Raw genomic sequence first — 17,896 nt, 5'->3', positions numbered from 1 at the left:
GGGGCTTTTTTGTGGGCCAAATGCCTGCCGTAATTCCCCTGTGCCCACTGTGGGCAATCAAGACCACAAGCCCGGGACGTTGCAGCCCGCGTATTCTGAACACTCATTTTTCAGGAGACACCATGATGTTGAACCGCCGTCATGTTTTGGGTGCAGGCATGGCCGGCGCCACCGCGCTGACCTTTTCCTCCGTCTGGTCGCAAAACACCCCGCAATTCGGTCCGCCCGACTTGCCCGCAGTGGGTTTCAAACGGATGAAGCTCGGCACGATGGAGATCATTGCCCTGAACGATGGCGCTTTGCGTCGTCCTCTGGGGCAAGAATTTGTGCCCGCCGTACCGCTCGACCAAATCAAGGCGCTGCTGGCCTCGCAGAACTTGCCCACCGATTACATCGATATTCCTTTCACACCGTTTTTGCTGGTCAATGGCAATCAGCGCTATTTGTTCGACACCGGCTTTGCCGACAACGGCCCGCCCACCACAGGCAAACTGCTGGGCAATCTGGCTGCTGCCGGATTCAAGCCGGAAGACATCAACAACGTGGTGCTCAGCCATTTTCATGGCGACCACATCAACGGCTTGCGCTACAAAAATGGCAGCCTGGTCTACCCCAACGCCCGAGTGCATGTCCCTGCGCCTGAACATGCTTTCTGGACGGACGAAGCCCGGATCGCGGCGGCGCCTGCGCCGATGCAAGGCGCTTTTGCAGCAGTCAAACGGGCTCTGGGGAATATGCCTGCGGACCAATTGGTCAAATTTGAGCCGGGCACCATGGTTGCCCCCGGTGTCCAGTCGGTTGCGGCTTTTGGTCACACCCCCGGGCACACCCTCTTCACGGTGCGGTCGGAGGGCCAATCGTTTGCCTACGTCGCCGACATCACCAACGTGCCATCGCTGTTTGCCCGTAATCCCGACTGGGCGGTGCTGTTTGACATGAATCCCGAGATGGCCCGCCAAAGCCGTCGCAAGATTTTTGACATGCTGGTCAAGGAAAAGATGACGGCTGGCGGTTTCCATTTTCCATTCCCTGCCTTTGGCTCCATCACACCCTCGGGCAACGGCTACCAGTTTGTACCAGTGGCCTGACCGAGCACTGCAGCCTTAAACCTTACCCAAGCCCGGGCCTGACGACCTGGGCTTTTTGTGTCCGTTTTGGTCAGACGGGATGCCCAGTGCTTGGCTAACATGGCCCTCATGCGAAGCGCAAGAACCCAACAGGTGCTTGCATCCCCATTTTTTTCGGAGACCTCGACATGAAATTCACCACCCTGGGCAAAAGTCCCCTGAAAGTGTCCCGCCTGTGCTTGGGCACCATGATGTTCGGCGACCAGACGCCGCTTGAAGATGCGCGCAGCATCGTGGCCGATGCGCAGGAAAAGGGCTGCAACTTCATCGACACTGCCGACGTTTACACGCTGGGCAAATCCGAGGAGATGCTGGGTGAGGTGCTCAAGGGCCAGCGCCATCGCTGGGTGTTGGCCAGCAAGGTCGGCAACGCGATGTCGGATCAACCCAACTGTCAAGGCTATTCGCGCAGCTGGATGCTGCGTGCCTGCGAGGACAGCCTGCGCCGTCTGGGCACTGACCACCTGGACATTTATTACCTGCACCGCGACTATAACGGCATGAGCCTGGAAGAGCCCTTGCGGGCCATCGAGGCCCTGCTGCGTGACGGCAAGATCCGTTACTGGGGTGTCTCCAATTTCAGGGGCTGGCGCATTGCCGAGATGATGAACATGGCCCGCCAAATGAACATGCCCGGCCCCGTGGTGTGCCAGCCTTATTACAACCTGCTCAATCGCTTGCCCGAGGTGGAAATTCTGGAGGCTTGCGGGCATTACGGCCTGGGCGTGGTGCCTTACAGCCCGATTGCACGCGGAGTGCTCACGGGCAAATATGCACCCGGTCAGGCCCCCGCACAGGGCAGCCGTGCAGCGCGTGGCGACAAACGCATCATGGAAACCGAATTCCGCGAAGAGTCGCTGCAGATTGCCCAAACGCTGCGTCAGCACTGCGACGCCAAAGGCGTGTCGCTGGCGCACTTTGCCACCGCTTGGGTGCTGGCCAACCGCCATGTGAGCGCGGTCATCGCCGGGCCGCGCACGCTGGCCCAATGGCAAGACTATGCGGGCGCTTTGGAGGTGAGCATCACCGCCGAAGACGAAGCCCTGGTCAACAGCCTCGTGGCCCCAGGGCATCCGTCCACGCCGGGCTATAACGATCCTTCTTACCCGTTGAACGGGCGCTGAATCAAGCTGTCCGATGCGGTAACGGGTTTCAGAATATCCGTGCGATCAAAGCACCCTCGGCCGGGCCGTCCAGCGGAATCCACACCTTGAGCGGATTGCCCGCAGCCACCTCGATGGCTTCGCCGGATTCGCTTTTCATGTGCGTCAGCGGCAGTTTGCGGTTGCCGCTGGGGTGGATCACTTCGATCGTGTCGCCCACCGCGAAACGGTTTTTGGTCTCGACCAGCGCCCAGCCATCACCCACCTCGCGCACCTCACCTACGAACTGGCTGCGGTGGCCCACCGAATGGCCGGTTTCGTAGTTCTGGTAGTCCTGCGCGGGGCGGCGCTCCAGAAAGCCCGAGGTGTAGCCGCGTGAGGCCAGACCGTCGAGTTCACTGATCAGCTCGGGGTTGAATGGGCGACCGGCCACCGCGTCGTCGATGGCGCGGCGGTACACCTGCGCGGTGCGGCTCACGTAATACAGGCTCTTGGTGCGGCCTTCGATCTTGAGCGAGTCCACGCCGATTTTGACCAGGCGCTCGATCAGCTCCACCGCACGCAGGTCCTTGCTGTTCATGATGTAAGTGCCGTGCTCGTCTTCCATGATGGGCATGAGCTGGCCAGGACGTCCGGCTTCTTCGATCAGGTAGACCTTGTCTGCGGCGGGGTGGCGCTGGCCATCGCCGCAGGCCGAGAAAGTTTTGTCGGCGTTTTCCTGTTCCTGCTCGAAGTTGAAGTCACCATCCATTTTGATGGGTTGGACCTCGCCAGGGTCAGTTTCGTCGGTGGCCTCTTGGGTGCCATAGCTCCAGCGACAAGCGTTGGTGCAGGTGCCCTGGTTGGGGTCGCGGCGGTTGAAATAGCCCGACAACAGACAGCGGCCCGAATACGCGATGCACAACGCGCCGTGCACAAACACTTCCAACTCCATGTCGGGGCATTCCTGGCGGATTTTTTCGACCTCGTCCAGGCTCAGTTCGCGGCTCAGAATGATGCGGGTCACACCCACCTTCTGCCAGAACTTCACCGCCGCCCAGTTGACGGTGTTGGCCTGCACCGACAGGTGGATGGGCATTTCGGGCCATTTCTCGCGCACCATCATGATCAGGCCCGGGTCGGCCATGATCAGAGCATTAGGCTTCATGGCGATCACTGGTTCGATGTCGCGCAAATAGGTGCGCACCTTGTCGTTGTGCGGCAGCAGGTTGCTGGTGACAAAAAACTTTTTGCCCCGGGCGTGCGCTTCGGCAATGCCGATGCCTATCTGCTCCAGTTTGAATTCGTTGTTGCGTGCCCGAAGGCTGTAGCGCGGCTGGCCCGCATAGATGGCGTCGGCACCAAAGTCGTAAGCGGCGCGCATTTTGTCGAGCGAGCCCGCTGGCAATAAAAGTTCGGGGGATTTGATCGTGGTCATGGTTTTCAATTTTCCAATTTTTTGACTCCTTCAAGCCCGGGCACAATTGACCTATGACAAGAAATGAGCGCAATCCGGTGGTGATCGCAGGCGGCGGTATCGGCGGGCTGGCGGCGGCCCTGGCCTGTGCGAGGCAAAGGGTGCCAGTGCAATTGCTGGAGCGGGCCACGCAGCTCAGCGAGGTGGGCGCGGGCATCCAACTCGGGCCGAATGTAACGCGCATCTTGCAGGCCTGGGGTCTGGGTGCGGCGCTGGCGCAGGTGGCTGCTTTCCCCAAGCAGCTGCAAGCGCGTGACGCCCAAACCGGGCAGGTGCTGGGCACGCTGCGTCTAGGGGAAAGGGCGCAAACGCTGTATGGCGCGCCTTACGCCACCATCCACCGGGCCGATTTGCAGGGCCTGCTGCAGCGGGCGGTGCAGGACGCAGGCTTGGCATTGCATCTGGGACAGACCGTGCATGGCTGGTACGAAACCGCAGAGGCTTTGCAAGTGAATACTGCAGAAGGCCAGAACCTGCAGGCCAGCGCCCTGATCGGGGCCGACGGTATCTGGAGCGGGGTGCGCCAGCAACTGCTGGGCGATGCCCCGGCGCGGTTTACCGGGCACCTGGCTTACCGGGCGCTGGTGGCGCAGACCGACTTGCCCGCGCATTTGCGCAGCGACCAGGTCACCGTGTGGATGGGGCCGCGCCTGCATGTGGTGCATTACCCGGTGCGCAGCGGGCAGTGGCTCAATCTGGTGGCCATCGTGCACGGCGTCAAACCCGACCAAGCTCAAGACTGGGACCGGGCTGGGCACACCCAGGCTCTGATGCAGGCCATGGGCGCGGTGGGCCGCGATTTACACGAGCGTTTGGCATCGGTGCCCGCCTGGCGGCAGTGGGCGCTGCACGACCGCTCGCCAGTGAGCGGTGCCAGCGACATGGCGCAAGGCCGCGTGGCCTTGCTGGGTGATGCGGCGCACCCCATGCGGCCTTATTTGGCACAGGGCGCGGGCATGGCCATTGAAGACGCACAGGCCTTGGCGCAGTGCCTGAGTGTGGGCAACGCGATGGTGCCCGAGCAACTGCAGACCTATGCCCAAGCACGCTGGGCGCGCAACGCCCGCGTGCAGGCCCGGGCGATTCGCAACGGCCGCATCTTCCACGCCCAGGGCGCTGTGGCGCTGGGGCGCAACCTGTCGATGCGCCTCATGGGTGAGCGGGTGATGGATGTGCCTTGGCTTTACGCAGGCGGATCAGAGGTTCATAGCTTCAAAGGCAATGCCCTCTGACGCTTGCCAGTGAGGGCAAACAGCGCATTGCCCACCGCCGGGGCCAGCGGCGGCACGGCCGGTTCACCCACGCCCGCCGGGTGGCGGGTGCTGGGCACGATGTGGGTTTCCACCGTTGGTGCCTGGCTGAGCGTGACCATGGGGTAGCTCGGAAAATTGCCTTGCTGCACCACGCCGCCCACGATGTCGATTTGCCCGTACAGCGCGGCGCTCAGCGCATAGACCACGCTGCTTTGCATTTGCTGGGCCACAGTATCCGGGTTGACCACGGTGCCGCAGTCGATGGCGCAGACCACGCGGTGCACGCGGATCTGGCCTTGCTCGACCGAGACCTCCGCAACTTGCGCCACGATGGAGCCGAATGACTTGTGCAGGGCGATACCTTGAGCGCGGCCTGCGGGCAAAGGTTGGCCCCAGCCTGCTTGTTTTGCAGCCAGCTGCAGCACGGCCGCATAACGCGGGGCGTCTTTCAACAGCTTCAGGCGAAAGGCCAGCGGGTCTTGTTGGGTGGCCACGGCCAGTTCGTCGATGAAGCTTTCCGAGAAGAAGGCGTTGTGTGAATGGCCCACCGAGCGCCAAAAACCCACGGGCACGCCCGACTTCGTGGCCACATGGCTCATGTGCTGGTTCAAAAAGCCGTAGGGCAGATCGAACAGACCCTCTGATGTGGTTTTGTCGGGCATGTCGATGGGGCCCGACAGGTGTGGCGCGGCGCGTGCCATCCAGCGCGGAGTGATGGCGTCGCCCGCCGATTTGATGCGCAAACTGCTGACTTCGCCTTGCGCGTCGATGGACGCCTGGAATTTGGCCAGGTGCATGGGGCGGTAAAAGTCGTGCGTCATGTCTTCTTCGCGCGACCAGACCAGTTGCACGGGCGCGCCCTTGCAGGCCATGGCCACTTGCACGGCCTGACCGACAAAGTCGACTTCGAGCCTACGGCCAAAACCGCCGCCCAGCAGGGTCACATGTACGGTGACCTGGTCTTCTTTGACCCCTGCCACTTTGGCCGCCATGGCACGCGCCATTTGCGGCACCTGCGTGGGCACCCAGACTTCGACTTTGCCGTCTTTGACCTGTGCCGTGCAGTTCATCGGCTCCATTGTGGCGTGGGCCAGATAGGGCGCTTGGTACAGCGCGTCGATGCGGCTGGCCGCCGTTTGCTCGGCCTTGAGTGGGAGGCCTTGCTCGTGGAAGGTGAAGCCGCTTTCGGTGTTCAGAGCCTTGAGCAGGTCGGCCTGGATGCGGGTGGTGTCGGCTGCACCTGCTGAAGCTGCGGGCCACTGCACTTTCACCGCTTGTAAGCCTTGGCGCGCTTGCCAGGTGTTTGTTGCGACCACCGCAAAACCACCCGTTCCGCCGCCCCAAGCGTCCAGCGCCACCACCTGGCTCACACCCGGCAAGGCCAGCGCGGCTTGGGTGTCCATGGTGACCGCTGCACCACTCAGCACGGGGTTCATACGCACAGCCGCAAACAGCAGGCCGGGCAAGCGCACGTCCATGCCGAACTGCGCCTGGCCCGTGACTTTGGGGGGGATGTCGTTGCGTGCAACCCTTTGACCGATCAGCTTCCAGTCCTCGCGGGCTTTGGGGGTGATGTTGGCCGGTGTGCTGCCCGCAGCGGCTGCACCCATTTGGCCGTAATGCGCCTTTTGGCCCGAGGCATGTTGCATCACGCCATCGCGCACGCTGATCTCGCTGGCGGGCACCTTCCACGCGGCAGCAGCAGCCTGCACCAGGCTGGCGCGTGCGGTGGCGGCGGCCATGCGCAGAGGCTCCCACAGGTCGGCGACCGAAGACGATCCGCCCGTGGCGTTGATGCCCAGTTCGCGGGCGATCTTGCCCACCATCCACTCGGCCAGCTTGATCTTGGTGGGCTTGTGCTCACCCTCGCTGTCCAGCGGGTGAAAGGGCAGGCTGGCCACCAGCATGGCCACGTTGCCGTAAATGCTGTCGGCCCCGGCTTGTTCCAGACGCACGCGCTCCAGTGGCACATCCAGCTCTTCGGCCACCAGCATGGCCAGCGCGGTGTGCACGCCCTGGCCCATTTCGCTGCGCGGCATCGCCAGCACCACGGCGCCATCGGCGGCGATCTTGATCCAGCCGTTCAGGGCCACATCGCCTTGTTTGGGCAGCATCAATTCGGGCGAGCCCAGGCGTGAGCGGGCGGGCATCGCGCCCCAACCCACCACCAGTGCGCCGGTAGCGCCCAGGGCGCTCAAAATCCAGGTGCGGCGTTTCATGCGGCACCGCCTTTCTTCAGTTCAGCCGCAGCCCGGTGGATGGCCGCCCGCACACGCTGGTAAGTGCCGCAGCGGCACAGGTTGGTCATGGCCGCGTCAATGTCGACATCGCTGGGCTGTGGGTTTTTGTCGAGCAAGGCGGCTGCGGCCATCAGCATGCCGCTTTGGCAGTAACCGCATTGCGGCACCTGCTCGGCGATCCACGCGCTTTGCAAGGGGTGGGGCTTTTCTGCCGAGCCCAAGGATTCGATGGTTTTGATCGGTTGATTGGCCACAGCAGACAAAGGCATGACGCAAGAGCGCACGGGCTTGCCATCGACATGCACGGTGCAGGCGCCGCAGGCGGCGATGCCGCAGCCGAATTTGGTGCCCGTGAGATTCAGTTCATCGCGCAGCACCCACAGCAGGGGCGTGCTGGGGTCAGCGGTGGCGGTGTGGCTTTGGCCGTTGATGTTCAGTTGCATGTGCTCTCCCCGTTGGTGCAAGCGGGCATGTTAGTGCAAATGAATGCAACCGTTGGCCGCAGCCTGATCCGTCGGGGTGCTGTGTCACAGCTGCGTGCGCAGCGTCCAGATTTCTGGGAAGAGGACGGTGTCCAGCATCTTGCGCAAATAGCTCACACCGCCTGTGCCGCCCGTGCCGCGTTTGAAGCCGATCACGCGCTCCACCGTGGTGACATGCCGAAAGCGCCACAGCCGGAAAGCGTCTTCGAGGTCGGTCAATTCTTCGCCCAGCTGGTACAGGTCCCAGTGCTGCTGCGGGTTGCGGTAGACCACCAGCCAGGCGTTTTCGACCGCATCGCTGGCCGGGTAGGGCTGTCGCCAGTCGCGTTGGGTGTGGCTGCTCGGCACATCGAGGCCACGGCGTTGCAGCAGGCGCAGGCATTCGTCGTACAGCGAGGGCGCTTCGTAGGCCGCTTGCACGGTGGCCGACAGATCAGGGCGGTGCGCGTGAGGCTGCAGCATGGCCGCGTTCTTATTGCCCATCGCAAACTCGATGCAGCGGTACTGCCAGCTCTGGAAACCACTCGACTGCGCGAGATACGGGCGGATGGCGCTGTACTCGGGCGGCGTCATGGTGGCCAGCACGTCCCAGGCGTGTACCAGCTGCTCCATGATGCGGCTGACGCGGGCGAGTTTTTTGAAGGCGTCGGGCAACTGGTCTTGCGCGATGTCCGCCATGGCGGACTGAAGTTCGTGCAGCATCAGCTTCATCCACAACTCGCTGGTTTGGTGCTGCACGATGAACAGCATCTCGTTGTGGTCGGGCGAGAGCGGTTTTTGGGCGTTCAGGATGGTGTCGAGTTGCAGGTAGTCGCCGTAGCTCATGCGTCCATCAAAGTCGAGCTGGGCTTTTTCATCGTGCACGATGCGCTCGCCTTGCGCTGTACTGGCGCTGGCTGTGTGGGCGGATGATGAGAAAGGGCAGGAACTCATGACAGGCCTTTCAGGTCACGGCGTTCTTTTGCGCAAAGCGGGCGTCTTGCCACTCGCCAGTTTGCATGACCTGACACAGGTGTTCTGCGGCCTGCCACACGTCGGCATAGCCCACATACAGCGGCGTGAAACCAAAGCGCAAGATGTCGGGGTGCTGGCCACCATCGCCCGCCCTGAAGTCGCCAATCACGCCGCGCGCGATCAGGGCTTGCACAATGGCGTAAGCGCCTTCGGCCCGGGTCAGGCTCACTTGCGAGCCGCGCAGGGCTTCTTGTGCTGGGGTGGCGATGCCAAAGCCGTGGCCGTGCAGGCGCGTGCGCACCAGTTGCATGAACAAGCCCGTGAGCGCCAGCGACTTTTGGCGCAACGCGGTCATGCCGCCCAGCGCCTCGGCAGCCAAAAAGGCGTCCAGGCCGCAGTCGAGTGCTGTAAGGCTCAAGATGGGTTGGGTGCCGCATTGGTAGCGGGTGATGCCCTTGGCAGGTTGGTAATCCGGCGTGAAGGCAAAGGGCGCGGCATGGCCCCACCAGCCGGCCAGTGGCTGCCAAAAGTGATCGGTGTGCTGGGGGTGCACCCACACAAAAGCCGGGGCACCAGGGCCGCCGTTGAGGTATTTGTAGCCGCAGCCCACCGCAAAGTCGGCTCCAGAGCCGTTCAGGTCAACGGGCACCGCACCTGCGCTGTGCGCCAGGTCCCACACGGTGAGGACACCCTGCGCATGGGCCTGCGCTGTGACGGCCTGCATGTCGTGCATGGCGCCCGTGCGGTAGTTCACATGGGTGAGCATGAGCACGGCCACATCGGCTTGCAAGGCGGCCGCAATCTCATCAGCTTCGACCAGTTGCAGGGTGTAACCGCGCTCTTTGCACAGGGCTTCGGCGATGTACAGGTCGGTGGGGAAGTTGCTGCGCTCGCTGACGATTTTGGTTTTGTGCGGGTGGTCGGCTTTGGCGATGTGCAGCGCGGCGGCCAACACTTTGAACAGGTTGATCGAGGTGCTGTCGGCCGCCACCACTTCACCCGGCTGGGCACCGATGACGCGGGCAATTTTGTCGCCCACGCGTTGGGGCAGGGTGAACCAGCCCGCGGTGTTCCAGCTTTTGATCAGGTCGGTGCCCCATTCGCGCGTCACGGCATGGGCCACGCGGGCCGAAGTGGTTTTGGGCAGCACGCCCAGCGAGTTGCCGTCCAGGTAAATCACGCCGGGTGGCAAATCGAATTGGTCGCGCAGATCGCGCAGCGGGTCTTGCGCGTCCAGCAGTTTGCAGTCTTGCAGGGTGGGGGTGAGGTTCATCATGTTTGGGTCTTTCAAGCAGTGTTCAAAGTTCGCGCAAGACCGCCCGCACGGGGCTGGCGTCGGTGGTCATGAGTTTGAGGGGCAGGGCGATCAGCTCGTAATCGCCTTCGGGCACGTCATCGAGCAGCAGGTTTTCCAGCACGCGCAGGCCGCGCTGGCGGATGACTTGGTGGCTGGGCAGCTGTTTGCTGTCCGCCGGGTCGATGCTGGCGCTGTCTGTGCCGATCAGCCGCACGCCCAGGTCGGCCAGGTGCTGCACGCAGGCGGGGTCAAAGGCGGTGAGCTGGGTGTCGAAGTGTTGGTGCGGAAACTGGCGGTAGGTGCGCACCAGCAGACGCTCGGGCACGTCGTTCAGTGCGTGCTGCAGGTGGTCCATGGTGATCAAGGGGCCAGCGTCCAGCGCGTGGATGATGCGGCAGCGGCCCAGAAAGGGCCGCAGGTCCAAAGCGCCCACGGCTGCGCCTTGCGGGTCGTAATGCAGCGGGGCATCGGCATGTGCGCCCACATGCGGCGACAGGGTGATGGCACTCACGTTCACCGGGCAGTCTTCAGACAGCGTGGCAGCCCATTGCTGACTGTAGGGCGTGTCACCCGGAAAGACTGGGCTTTGCGCATCCACAGGTGGGGAAATGTCCCAAAGTTTTTTCATGGTGTGCGAAGGTAGCACCCCACAAAAAACCGTGGTGTCGGTTATTTCCAACACCCGTGAAATTCAGGCGTTCAGCGCAGGCAGGCCGTGGCGGCGGCGGGCTTGTTCGCAGGCGGGGCTGCCTTCTTCAAATTCACGGCAGGGCGATGGCCGCCATTCGTAGATGCCGCAAATGGCTTTTTCGCCCGTTTTTCCATAGAGCGCTGCGCAGCGCGGCGGGCTGTGGTCAGTGCCGCGCATGCGGCAGGTGTGCTCGGTGATGGGCGAGGCCAAGCCTGCGGGCACATCGCCGCCACCTTCTTCGTATTCGTAGACGGAAAAGTCCACCCGGAAACTCACACAGCAAGCGCCGCAGGTGGTGCAGTGGGACATGGGACTTAGAGTGGGGTGGACCCCGGACCCAGTCCGGGGTGACAGATCAGGCCGTGACGCGGCCCAGCAGCAAAAACTCCATGAGCGCTTTTTGCACATGCATGCGGTTTTCTGCTTCGTCCCAGACGACCGATTGAGGCCCATCGATGACTTCGGCGCTGACTTCTTCGCCACGGTGGGCGGGCAAGCAGTGCATGAACAGGGCGTCGGGCTTGGCCACTTGCATCATGGCTTCGTCCACGCACCAGTCGGCAAAGGCTTTCTTGCGGGCCTCGTTTTCAGCCTCGTAGCCCATGCTGGTCCACACGTCGGTGGTGACCAGGTCGGCGCCTCGGCAGGCGTCTTGTGGGTTTTGGAAAATTTTGTAGCAGTCGGCGCTACGCAAACCGGCCACAGCCTGGTCCACTTCGTAACCGCTGGGCGTGCTCAGGTGCACCGTGAAACCCAGCAACTCAGCCGCCTGCAGCCAGGTGTTGGCCATGTTGTTGCCATCGCCCACCCAGGCCACCACCTTGCCTTTCAGGTACGACGGGTCCGGCTTGCCCTGGGCGTCCAGACCCCGGTGTTCCAGCAGGGTGAACAAGTCGGCCAGAATCTGGCAGGGGTGGAACTCGTTGGTCAGCCCGTTGATGACGGGCACGCGCGAGTGCGAGGCAAAGCGCTCGATCTTGTCCTGCCCGAAGGTACGGATCATCACCAGATCGGTCATGCGGCTGATCACGCGGGCGCTGTCTTCGATGGGCTCGGACCGGCCCAGCTGGCTGTCGCCCGTGGTCAGGTGCACCACCGAGCCGCCCAGCTGGTACATGCCCGCTTCAAAGCTCACACGCGTGCGGGTGCTGGCTTTTTCAAAAATCATGGCCAGCGTGCGGTCAGCCAGCGGGTGGTATTTTTCGTAGGCCTTGAACTTGCGCTTGATCTCGGCGGCGCGTGCAAACAGGTGTGCGTACTCGTCGGCCGTGAGGTCGGTGAACTGCAGGTAGTGCCGCACAGGCACAGGTGGGGTCTGGCTCATGCTGACTCCGCCAAAAAGGTCTTGATCAGGGGCACCAAAATGGCCACCACTTCGTCGGCCTCGGCCTCGGTCATGATGAGCGGCGGCACCAGGCGGATCACGCTGTCGGCCGTCACGCTCAGCAGCAGGCCGGCTTCGGCCGCGCGGCTCCAGATGGCGCCGCAGGGACGGTCGAGTTCCACGCCCAACATCAGGCCCTGGCCACGCACTTCTTTCACGCCTTGCACACCCGCCAGAGCTTTTTCAAGCGCAGCGCGCAAATGCGCGCCCACTTTCGCTGCGTTGGCCATCAGGCCGTCTTTTTCCATGATGCGGATGGTTTCGACCCCCGCACGCATGGCCAGCGGGTTGCCGCCAAAAGTGGTGCCGTGGTTGCCGGGCTGGAAGATGTGGGCGGCCTTGGGGCCGGCCACCACCGCGCCAATCGGTACACCCGAGCCCAGGCCCTTGGCCAGCGGCATCACGTCGGGCACGATGCCTGCCCACTGGTGGGCGAACCATTTGCCGGTACGGCCCATGCCGCACTGCACCTCGTCGATCATCATCAGCCAGTCTTTTTGGTCGCACAGGGCGCGCACTTGCTTCAGGTACTCGATGCGCATCGGGTTGACGCCGCCTTCGCCCTGAATGGTTTCCATGAACACCGCCACCACATTGGGGTTGCCTTTGGTGGCTTTTTTCAGGGCTTCGATGTCGTTGACCGGCACACGCACAAAACCTTCGAGCATGGGGCCAAAGCCTTTTTTCAGCTTTTCGTTGGCGGTGGCGCTCAGGGTGGCGATGCTGCGACCGTGAAAGGCTTTTTCGTAAACCACGATCTCGGGTTTCTCGATGCCCTTGTCGTGTCCGTATTTGCGCGCCAACTTTATGGCCGCTTCGTTGGCTTCCAGACCTGTGCAGCAGAAAAACACGTTCGTCATGCCCGACAACTCGACCAACTTGGCTGCCAGCACTTCCGCGTTGGGCACATGGAAGTAGTTGCAGCTGTGGATCATTTTGCTGACCTGGTCTTGCAGTGCAGGCACCAGGTCAGGGTGGTTGTGACCCAGGGTGTTCACGGCGATACCGGCCAAAGCATCCAGGTACTGCTTGCCATTGACGTCCCAGACTCGGCAACCTTGACCATGGCTGAGTGCGATCGGCAGTCGGCCATAGGTGTTCATGGTGTGCGGTGAGGCGGCTTCAATGAAAGCGGACATGCGTGAACTCCTGAAATAAAAATCGGCCCAATGGTGAAGGGCCGCTGAGCGAATATTTTAGAGGCTTTGTGTGACGGCCTAATGGCTTTTCTTATAAGGCTGAAGTCTTATATAAGATACAATACCTTTCTAACGAAAGCGGCGGCGATCCCGGTGCTTTTGGTGTCCACTTCACCCCCTCTATCCGATGGTCTCCAACACTGCCAAAGAAGTCTTCATCCAGGGAATCACCGAGGACGGAAAGACCTTCAGACCCAGCGACTGGGCTGAGCGCTTGGCAGGCGTGATGAGCCAGTTCCGTCCGGGCGGCGCTGTTCCGGGCAGCCACTTGAGTTATTCGCCTTGGTGCATTCCGACCACCATGGGCCATGTCAAGTGTGTCGTCGTACACCGCGACCTGCGCGACCACGACGTGATGGCCTGGGACTTTGTGATGAACTTCGCCCGAGACAATGGCTTGCAGGTGGTCGAAGCTTGCTTGCTGCCCGACCCACCCCCGAAAAAATAAAACCACACGACCAACCGCCTTCGGGCGGTTTTTTCATGTGTCCTGATTTGTCGATGGTGTGGATGCCCAGATGAAACCCGCTGAGTTGGGGCTGTCGTCGGATGACGATTTTTACGAGCGAAGCGAGTCATGAGGAGTCCGGCGACAGCTCCAACTCAGCTTCCGTCATGCCGGGAAAAGCATGAAAAAACCGCCAAGGTTTGCACCTGGGCGGTTCAGTTTTCGCGGACAGCGCACCCGTTTCAAACGGCAGCGAGGACAAAGCCTCGCCGGGCTGTTGATCTGGTGGAGCGGATCAGGCTGCGGCGAGAGCCAAAGTCTTGACTTTGGCGCTCAGGCGGCTCTTGTCACGAGCAGCCTTGTTCTTGTGGAAGATGCCCTTGTCGGCAATGGTGTCCACCACGGTTTGCATTTTGGCAAACAATTCGGTAGCTTTGGTCTTGTCGCCCGCTGCAACGGCTTTTTCGACGTTCTTCACAGCGGTGCGGTATTTGGAACGCAGGGAAGAGTTCGCAGCGTTGATTTTGATGTCTTGGCGGACGCGTTTGCGGCCGGAAGCAAGACGGGGATTTTTCTTTTTGGGTTTAGCGGATGCCATATATAAATTCTTTCGGTGTCTGAGGATGATGTCCAGCGAGCCCGAGATTCTAACAGAGCGGCTGGTCGCCTCTGCCGACACTTGGCGGGCGCGTCATCACGCCTCAAGATGAGCTCTTATTTGGGCCATGCCGCAGGCCGCTACACTCGCCCTTTGTGAGCCTTCTCAGATCTGCCTCTGTCGTGTCGATTTTTACCCTCGCCTCCCGTGTCACGGGCTTGGTGCGCGAGTTGCTCATCGCCTCCCTGTTCGGGGCCAGTGCACTGACCGACGCTTTCAATGTGGCCTTTCGCATTCCCAATCTGTTTCGGCGGTTGTTTGCCGAGGGGGCCTTCAGCCAGGCTTTTGTACCGGTGCTGGCGGCCAGCCGTGCCCAGCACGGTGAAGAAGCCACCCGGGAAGTGATCGACAGCGTGGCCACGGCCTTGGCCTGGTCGGTGCTGGCTTTGTCGGTGTTGGGGGTCTTGGCATCACCCTGGCTGGTTTGGGCGCTGGCCAGTGGCTTGCAGCAAGACGCCCGGGGTTACGACGCGGCTTTGAACATGACGCGCTGGATGTTTCCCTACATCGCCTTCATGTCCATGGTGGCTCTGTCAGCCGGTATTTTGAACACCTGGAAACGCTTTGCTGTGCCTGCGGCCACACCCGTGCTGCTCAATATGAGCGTAATCGCCGCTGCCTGGCTGTTGTCGCCGTGGTTTGCCAGGCAAGGTTTGGAGGCCATTTACGCTTTGCCCGTGGGCGTGATGTTGGGGGGCTTTTTACAACTGGCGGTACAGATTCCGGCATTGCATCGCCTGGGCTTGCTGCCCAGGCTGGCCTTGAGGCCCGCTGCTGTCAAAAAGGCCTGGACCAACCCGGCCACGCTGAACATCTTGCGTCTCATGGGGCCGGCCTTGCTGGGTGTGGGTGTAGCCCAGATTTCCTTGTTGATCAATACGCAAATTGCTTCGCACCTGGCCCCGGGCAGCGTCAGCTGGCTGACCTATGCTGACCGTTTGATGGAGTTTCCGACGGCCATTTTGGGCGTGGCGCTGGGCGTGGTACTGATGCCTCAGTTGGCGGCGGCCAAGGCTACGGGCGACAGTGAGCGCTACGCCGCCATGCTTGACTGGGGTTTGCGTCTGGTGTTGTTGCTGGCGCTGCCTTGTGCCGCGGCTTTGCTGGTGTTTTCGCAGCCGCTGGTGTCGGTGCTCTACCACTATGGGGCCTTCACCGACCGCGACGTGCAGCAAACCACCTTGGCCCTGACCGGCTACGGTGTGGGCTTGCTGGGTCTGGTGGCCATCAAGGTGCTGGCTCCGGGTTACTACGCCAGTCAGGACATCCGCACCCCGGTGCGCATCGCGGTGGTGGTGCTGGTGCTGACACAGCTGTTCAATGTTCTGCTGGTGCCTTATCTGGCTCACGCCGGCTTGGCGCTCTCCATTGGTTTGGGCGCTCTGGTCAATGCCTTGTGGTTGCTGCTGGGCTTGTTGCGCCGGGGCAGTTACAAGCCGCAGCCCGGCTGGTGGCGCTTTGCTGCCCAGGTGCTGCTGGCCACAGGCTTGCTGACTTGCCTGCTGTGGTTCGCGGCGAACCATTTGCCTTGGGTTGCCATGCGCCAAGAGGCCTGGTTGCGTGTCGGATGGATGCTTGTGGCCTTGCTGTGCTCGGCCCTCCTTTATTTTGGCGTCTTGTGGGCCACAGGTTTGCGTCTCAAGGCCTTCCTCAAACGCTGATGCTTGACGGATGAACATGTCTTTGAATTTTTCAGTTCCAACGCCGCTGAGCTATTTCGCCAGTCTGGTGCAAAGTGACACAGATTTTCCAGTGCTCGAGGCAGCGGCCAGCCTTGCGCAGGATGAAGAGCCCAACTTGGATGTGCAGCAGGTGTTGGACGATGTGGCGCGTTTGCTCAAAAGAATCAAGAGTCGACTGCCGGCAGATGCTGACGACCTGACGCGCTTGGCCATCTTGACCCAGGTTTTCTACAAGGAAATGGGTTTTGGCGTAAACGCTAACGATTATTACGCGCCCGAAAACAGCTATTTGCACGAAGTGTTGCGCACCCGGCGCGGCTTGCCGATTTCGCTGGCCGTGTTGTGGCTGGAGTTGGCCCAGGGACTGGGCTTGCAGGCACAAGGTGTTTCATTCCCAGGCCATTTCCTGGTCAAAATAACGCTGCAGGGCGGCTTGGTGGTGCTGGACCCTTTGACCGGCGATTCGCTGGGCATCGACAACTTGTCGGAACGACTGGGACCGTATCGCAAAGACCTGGGGCCCACAGCCTGCGCGGACCTGGACGAGGGCGAGACGCCTTTGGGCCTTTATCTGCAGCCTTGCCCACCGCGCGATTTGTTGGCTCGCATGTTGCGTAACCTCAAAGAGGTTTTCCGGTCGCAAGAAGACTGGCCTCGCATGCTGAGTGTGCTGGACCGGCTGATTGTGCTCTTGCCTGAAGCCTGGACCGAGAGGCGAGACCGGGGACTGGTCTTGGCCGAGTTGGGGCGCAACACAGAAGCTTTGCAAGACCTGCAGATTTATGTGCAGGCCGAACCCCAAGCGCCTGATCACGATGCACTGAAGCAGCGCATCGATGAGCTTTCAGGCGCTTGATGCCTCGACCTCAGGCCACCACGACTTGGGCTCCTTGGCCTTGCGCAGCGATAAGGCCAATCGTATAGACCTGTTCACCCGCAGCGCGCAAAGTGGCTGCACAGCTTTCGGCTTCGGCGGCGCTCACCACCACGACCATGCCGATCCCGTTGTTGAAGGTGCGGTTCATCTCGACGTCGTCGATGCCCGCAGTTTTTTGCAGCCAGGCAAACAGTTCGGTCTGGGGCCAGCTGCCTTTTTGCAGATGGGCAGCCAGGCTTTCGGGCAGCACACGGGGGATGTTTTCGAGCAAGCCGCCGCCTGTGATGTGGGCCAACGCTTTGATCGGGTGGGCGGCCAATGCGGCCAGCACGTTCTTCACATACAGGCGGGTGGGCTCCATCAGGGCTTGCTTGAAGGGCTTGCCGTCCAGCGTGGCCGGGGCATTGCTGCCTGCGCGCTCAATGCACTTGCGCACCAGGCTGAAGCCGTTGGAGTGCACGCCGCTGGAAGCCAGGCCCAGCACCATGTCACCCGCTTGAACGTTTTGGCCCGTGAGGATTTTGGATTTTTCGACCGCGCCGACGGCAAAACCGGCCAGGTCGTATTCGCCTGCCGGGTACATGCCGGGCATCTCGGCGGTTTCGCCGCCGATCAGAGCGCAGCCCGACAATTCGCAGCCCTTGGCAATGCCGCCGACCACGGCGGCGGCGGTGTCCACATCCAGCTTGCCGCAGGCAAAGTAATCCAGGAAGAACAGGGGCTCGGCGCCTTGCACCAGCACGTCGTTCACGCTCATGGCCACCAGGTCGATGCCGACGGTGTCGTGCATGTTCCACTCAAAAGCCAGCTTGAGCTTGGTGCCCACGCCGTCGGTGCCGCTCACCAGCACGGGCTCCTTGTAGCGCTTGGGCACTTCAAACAGGGCGCCAAAACCGCCGATGCCGGCCAGCACGCCTTCGCGCATGGTTTTCTTGGCCAGGGGCTTGATGCGCTCGACCAGCGCGTCACCGGCAACGATGTCCACGCCGGCGTCTTTGTAGGAGAGGGGTGTTTGGCTCATGGTTTTGGCCCGAATGGGGCATGT

At 61.9% G+C, this 17,896-nt stretch carries 17 protein-coding genes; 6 read left to right on the top strand and 11 right to left on the bottom strand.

The features are described from left to right. Positions 1-125 precede the first annotated feature (125 nt). On the top strand, positions 126-1,088 hold the full coding sequence (locus ACHEXL_RS09530) for an MBL fold metallo-hydrolase (protein ID WP_416561334.1): 963 nt from the start codon (positions 126-128) through the stop codon (positions 1,086-1,088). Positions 1,089-1,255: 167 nt separating this feature from the next. After that, on the top strand, positions 1,256-2,251 hold the full coding sequence (locus ACHEXL_RS09525) for an aldo/keto reductase (protein WP_416559084.1): 996 nt from the start codon (positions 1,256-1,258) through the stop codon (positions 2,249-2,251). A 28-nt stretch (positions 2,252-2,279) separates the two neighbouring features. On the opposite strand, the gene yegQ is transcribed toward ACHEXL_RS09525, so the two are convergent. After that, complete coding sequence (yegQ, locus tag ACHEXL_RS09520; RefSeq protein ID WP_416559083.1) at positions 2,280-3,647, bottom strand: tRNA 5-hydroxyuridine modification protein YegQ; 1,368 nt, start codon at positions 3,645-3,647, stop codon at positions 2,280-2,282. 53 nt (positions 3,648-3,700) lie between these two features. Here yegQ and ACHEXL_RS09515 point away from each other — a divergent pair, with 53 nt between their 5' ends. After that, on the top strand, positions 3,701-4,918 hold the full coding sequence (locus tag ACHEXL_RS09515) for an FAD-dependent monooxygenase (protein ID WP_416559082.1): 1,218 nt from the start codon (positions 3,701-3,703) through the stop codon (positions 4,916-4,918). Here the strand turns inward: ACHEXL_RS09515 and ACHEXL_RS09510 are convergent. From ACHEXL_RS09510 to ACHEXL_RS09475, 8 genes are all read right to left on the bottom strand, one after another. Then, the gene (locus ACHEXL_RS09510) at positions 4,891-7,158 is read right to left on the bottom strand and encodes a xanthine dehydrogenase family protein molybdopterin-binding subunit (protein WP_416559081.1); all 2,268 of its coding nucleotides are present in this window, start codon (positions 7,156-7,158) and stop codon (positions 4,891-4,893) included. The genes ACHEXL_RS09515 and ACHEXL_RS09510 overlap by 28 nt on opposite strands. Next, positions 7,155-7,622, bottom strand: coding sequence for a (2Fe-2S)-binding protein (locus tag ACHEXL_RS09505; RefSeq protein ID WP_416559080.1), 468 nt, complete (start codon positions 7,620-7,622; stop codon positions 7,155-7,157). The genes ACHEXL_RS09510 and ACHEXL_RS09505 overlap by 4 nt, the downstream gene beginning before the upstream one ends. 84 nt (positions 7,623-7,706) lie before the next feature. Then, positions 7,707-8,594: a tryptophan 2,3-dioxygenase gene (gene kynA / locus ACHEXL_RS09500; RefSeq protein WP_416559079.1), complete on the bottom strand. Its 888-nt coding sequence runs from the start codon at positions 8,592-8,594 to the stop codon at positions 7,707-7,709. A gap of 10 nt (positions 8,595-8,604) precedes the next feature. Continuing rightward, positions 8,605-9,891: a kynureninase gene (gene kynU / locus ACHEXL_RS09495; RefSeq protein WP_416559078.1), complete on the bottom strand. Its 1,287-nt coding sequence runs from the start codon at positions 9,889-9,891 to the stop codon at positions 8,605-8,607. 22 nt (positions 9,892-9,913) lie between these two features. Then, positions 9,914-10,540, bottom strand: a complete 627-nt coding sequence (gene kynB / locus ACHEXL_RS09490) for an arylformamidase (RefSeq protein ID WP_416559077.1) — start codon at positions 10,538-10,540, stop codon at positions 9,914-9,916. 63 nt (positions 10,541-10,603) lie between these two features. Beyond that, the gene (locus tag ACHEXL_RS09485; protein ID WP_416559076.1) at positions 10,604-10,912 is read right to left on the bottom strand and encodes a YkgJ family cysteine cluster protein; all 309 of its coding nucleotides are present in this window, start codon (positions 10,910-10,912) and stop codon (positions 10,604-10,606) included. Between the two features lie 46 nt (positions 10,913-10,958). After that, on the bottom strand, positions 10,959-11,927 hold the full coding sequence (gene argF / locus ACHEXL_RS09480; RefSeq protein WP_416559075.1) for an ornithine carbamoyltransferase: 969 nt from the start codon (positions 11,925-11,927) through the stop codon (positions 10,959-10,961). After that, positions 11,924-13,126 carry an aspartate aminotransferase family protein gene (locus tag ACHEXL_RS09475; RefSeq protein WP_416559074.1) on the bottom strand — a complete coding sequence of 401 codons (1,203 nt, stop codon included), beginning with the start codon at positions 13,124-13,126 and terminating at the stop codon, positions 11,924-11,926. Before ACHEXL_RS09475 ends, argF begins: the two co-directional genes overlap by 4 nt. Positions 13,127-13,313: 187 nt before the next feature. On the opposite strand from ACHEXL_RS09475, the gene ACHEXL_RS09470 reads away from it, so the two are divergent. Next, the gene (locus ACHEXL_RS09470; RefSeq protein WP_108427422.1) at positions 13,314-13,634 is read left to right on the top strand and encodes a DUF3579 domain-containing protein; all 321 of its coding nucleotides are present in this window, start codon (positions 13,314-13,316) and stop codon (positions 13,632-13,634) included. A 295-nt stretch (positions 13,635-13,929) separates the two neighbouring features. Here the strand turns inward: ACHEXL_RS09470 and rpsT are convergent, their stop codons facing one another. Beyond that, on the bottom strand, positions 13,930-14,232 hold the full coding sequence (gene rpsT / locus ACHEXL_RS09465) for a 30S ribosomal protein S20 (RefSeq protein ID WP_090045401.1): 303 nt from the start codon (positions 14,230-14,232) through the stop codon (positions 13,930-13,932). Between the two features lie 155 nt (positions 14,233-14,387). Here rpsT and murJ point away from each other — a divergent pair, with 155 nt between their 5' ends. Beyond that, the gene (gene murJ, locus ACHEXL_RS09460) at positions 14,388-15,953 is read left to right on the top strand and encodes a murein biosynthesis integral membrane protein MurJ (protein WP_416559073.1); all 1,566 of its coding nucleotides are present in this window, start codon (positions 14,388-14,390) and stop codon (positions 15,951-15,953) included. 16 nt (positions 15,954-15,969) lie between these two features. After that, positions 15,970-16,830, top strand: a complete 861-nt coding sequence (locus tag ACHEXL_RS09455) for a SirB1 family protein (RefSeq protein WP_416559072.1) — start codon at positions 15,970-15,972, stop codon at positions 16,828-16,830. A gap of 10 nt (positions 16,831-16,840) precedes the next feature. Here ACHEXL_RS09455 and purM read toward each other — a convergent pair whose 3' ends face one another. Then, positions 16,841-17,872 (bottom strand): phosphoribosylformylglycinamidine cyclo-ligase, encoded by a 1,032-nt coding sequence (purM, locus tag ACHEXL_RS09450; RefSeq protein ID WP_416559071.1) that lies wholly within the window; start codon positions 17,870-17,872, stop codon positions 16,841-16,843. Positions 17,873-17,896: the final 24 nt, after the last annotated feature.

Source organism: Limnohabitans sp. YIMB22184, from assembly GCF_048020265.1.
GTDB lineage: Bacteria > Pseudomonadota > Gammaproteobacteria > Burkholderiales > Burkholderiaceae_C > Limnohabitans_A.
Note: the sequence above shows the minus strand (reverse complement) of the source record. Positions and strands in the feature narration are given on the sequence as shown.

What these genes read in the sequence shown, in the direction of transcription:
- ACHEXL_RS09530 (WP_416561334.1), top strand. Translation starts at nt 126, where the DNA reads ATGTTGAACCGCCGTCATGTTTTGGGTGCAGGCATGGCCGGCGCCACC.
- ACHEXL_RS09525 (WP_416559084.1), top strand. Translation starts at nt 1,256, where the DNA reads ATGAAATTCACCACCCTGGGCAAAAGTCCCCTGAAAGTGTCCCGCCTG.
- yegQ (WP_416559083.1), bottom strand. Translation starts at nt 3,647, where the DNA reads ATGACCACGATCAAATCCCCCGAACTTTTATTGCCAGCGGGCTCGCTC.
- ACHEXL_RS09515 (WP_416559082.1), top strand. Translation starts at nt 3,701, where the DNA reads ATGACAAGAAATGAGCGCAATCCGGTGGTGATCGCAGGCGGCGGTATC.
- ACHEXL_RS09510 (WP_416559081.1), bottom strand. Translation starts at nt 7,158, where the DNA reads ATGAAACGCCGCACCTGGATTTTGAGCGCCCTGGGCGCTACCGGCGCA.
- ACHEXL_RS09505 (WP_416559080.1), bottom strand. Translation starts at nt 7,622, where the DNA reads ATGCAACTGAACATCAACGGCCAAAGCCACACCGCCACCGCTGACCCC.
- kynA (WP_416559079.1), bottom strand. Translation starts at nt 8,594, where the DNA reads ATGAGTTCCTGCCCTTTCTCATCATCCGCCCACACAGCCAGCGCCAGT.
- kynU (WP_416559078.1), bottom strand. Translation starts at nt 9,891, where the DNA reads ATGATGAACCTCACCCCCACCCTGCAAGACTGCAAACTGCTGGACGCG.
- kynB (WP_416559077.1), bottom strand. Translation starts at nt 10,540, where the DNA reads ATGAAAAAACTTTGGGACATTTCCCCACCTGTGGATGCGCAAAGCCCA.
- ACHEXL_RS09485 (WP_416559076.1), bottom strand. Translation starts at nt 10,912, where the DNA reads ATGTCCCACTGCACCACCTGCGGCGCTTGCTGTGTGAGTTTCCGGGTG.
- argF (WP_416559075.1), bottom strand. Translation starts at nt 11,927, where the DNA reads ATGAGCCAGACCCCACCTGTGCCTGTGCGGCACTACCTGCAGTTCACC.
- ACHEXL_RS09475 (WP_416559074.1), bottom strand. Translation starts at nt 13,126, where the DNA reads ATGTCCGCTTTCATTGAAGCCGCCTCACCGCACACCATGAACACCTAT.
- ACHEXL_RS09470 (WP_108427422.1), top strand. Translation starts at nt 13,314, where the DNA reads ATGGTCTCCAACACTGCCAAAGAAGTCTTCATCCAGGGAATCACCGAG.
- rpsT (WP_090045401.1), bottom strand. Translation starts at nt 14,232, where the DNA reads ATGGCATCCGCTAAACCCAAAAAGAAAAATCCCCGTCTTGCTTCCGGC.
- ACHEXL_RS09455 (WP_416559072.1), top strand. Translation starts at nt 15,970, where the DNA reads ATGTCTTTGAATTTTTCAGTTCCAACGCCGCTGAGCTATTTCGCCAGT.
- purM (WP_416559071.1), bottom strand. Translation starts at nt 17,872, where the DNA reads ATGAGCCAAACACCCCTCTCCTACAAAGACGCCGGCGTGGACATCGTT.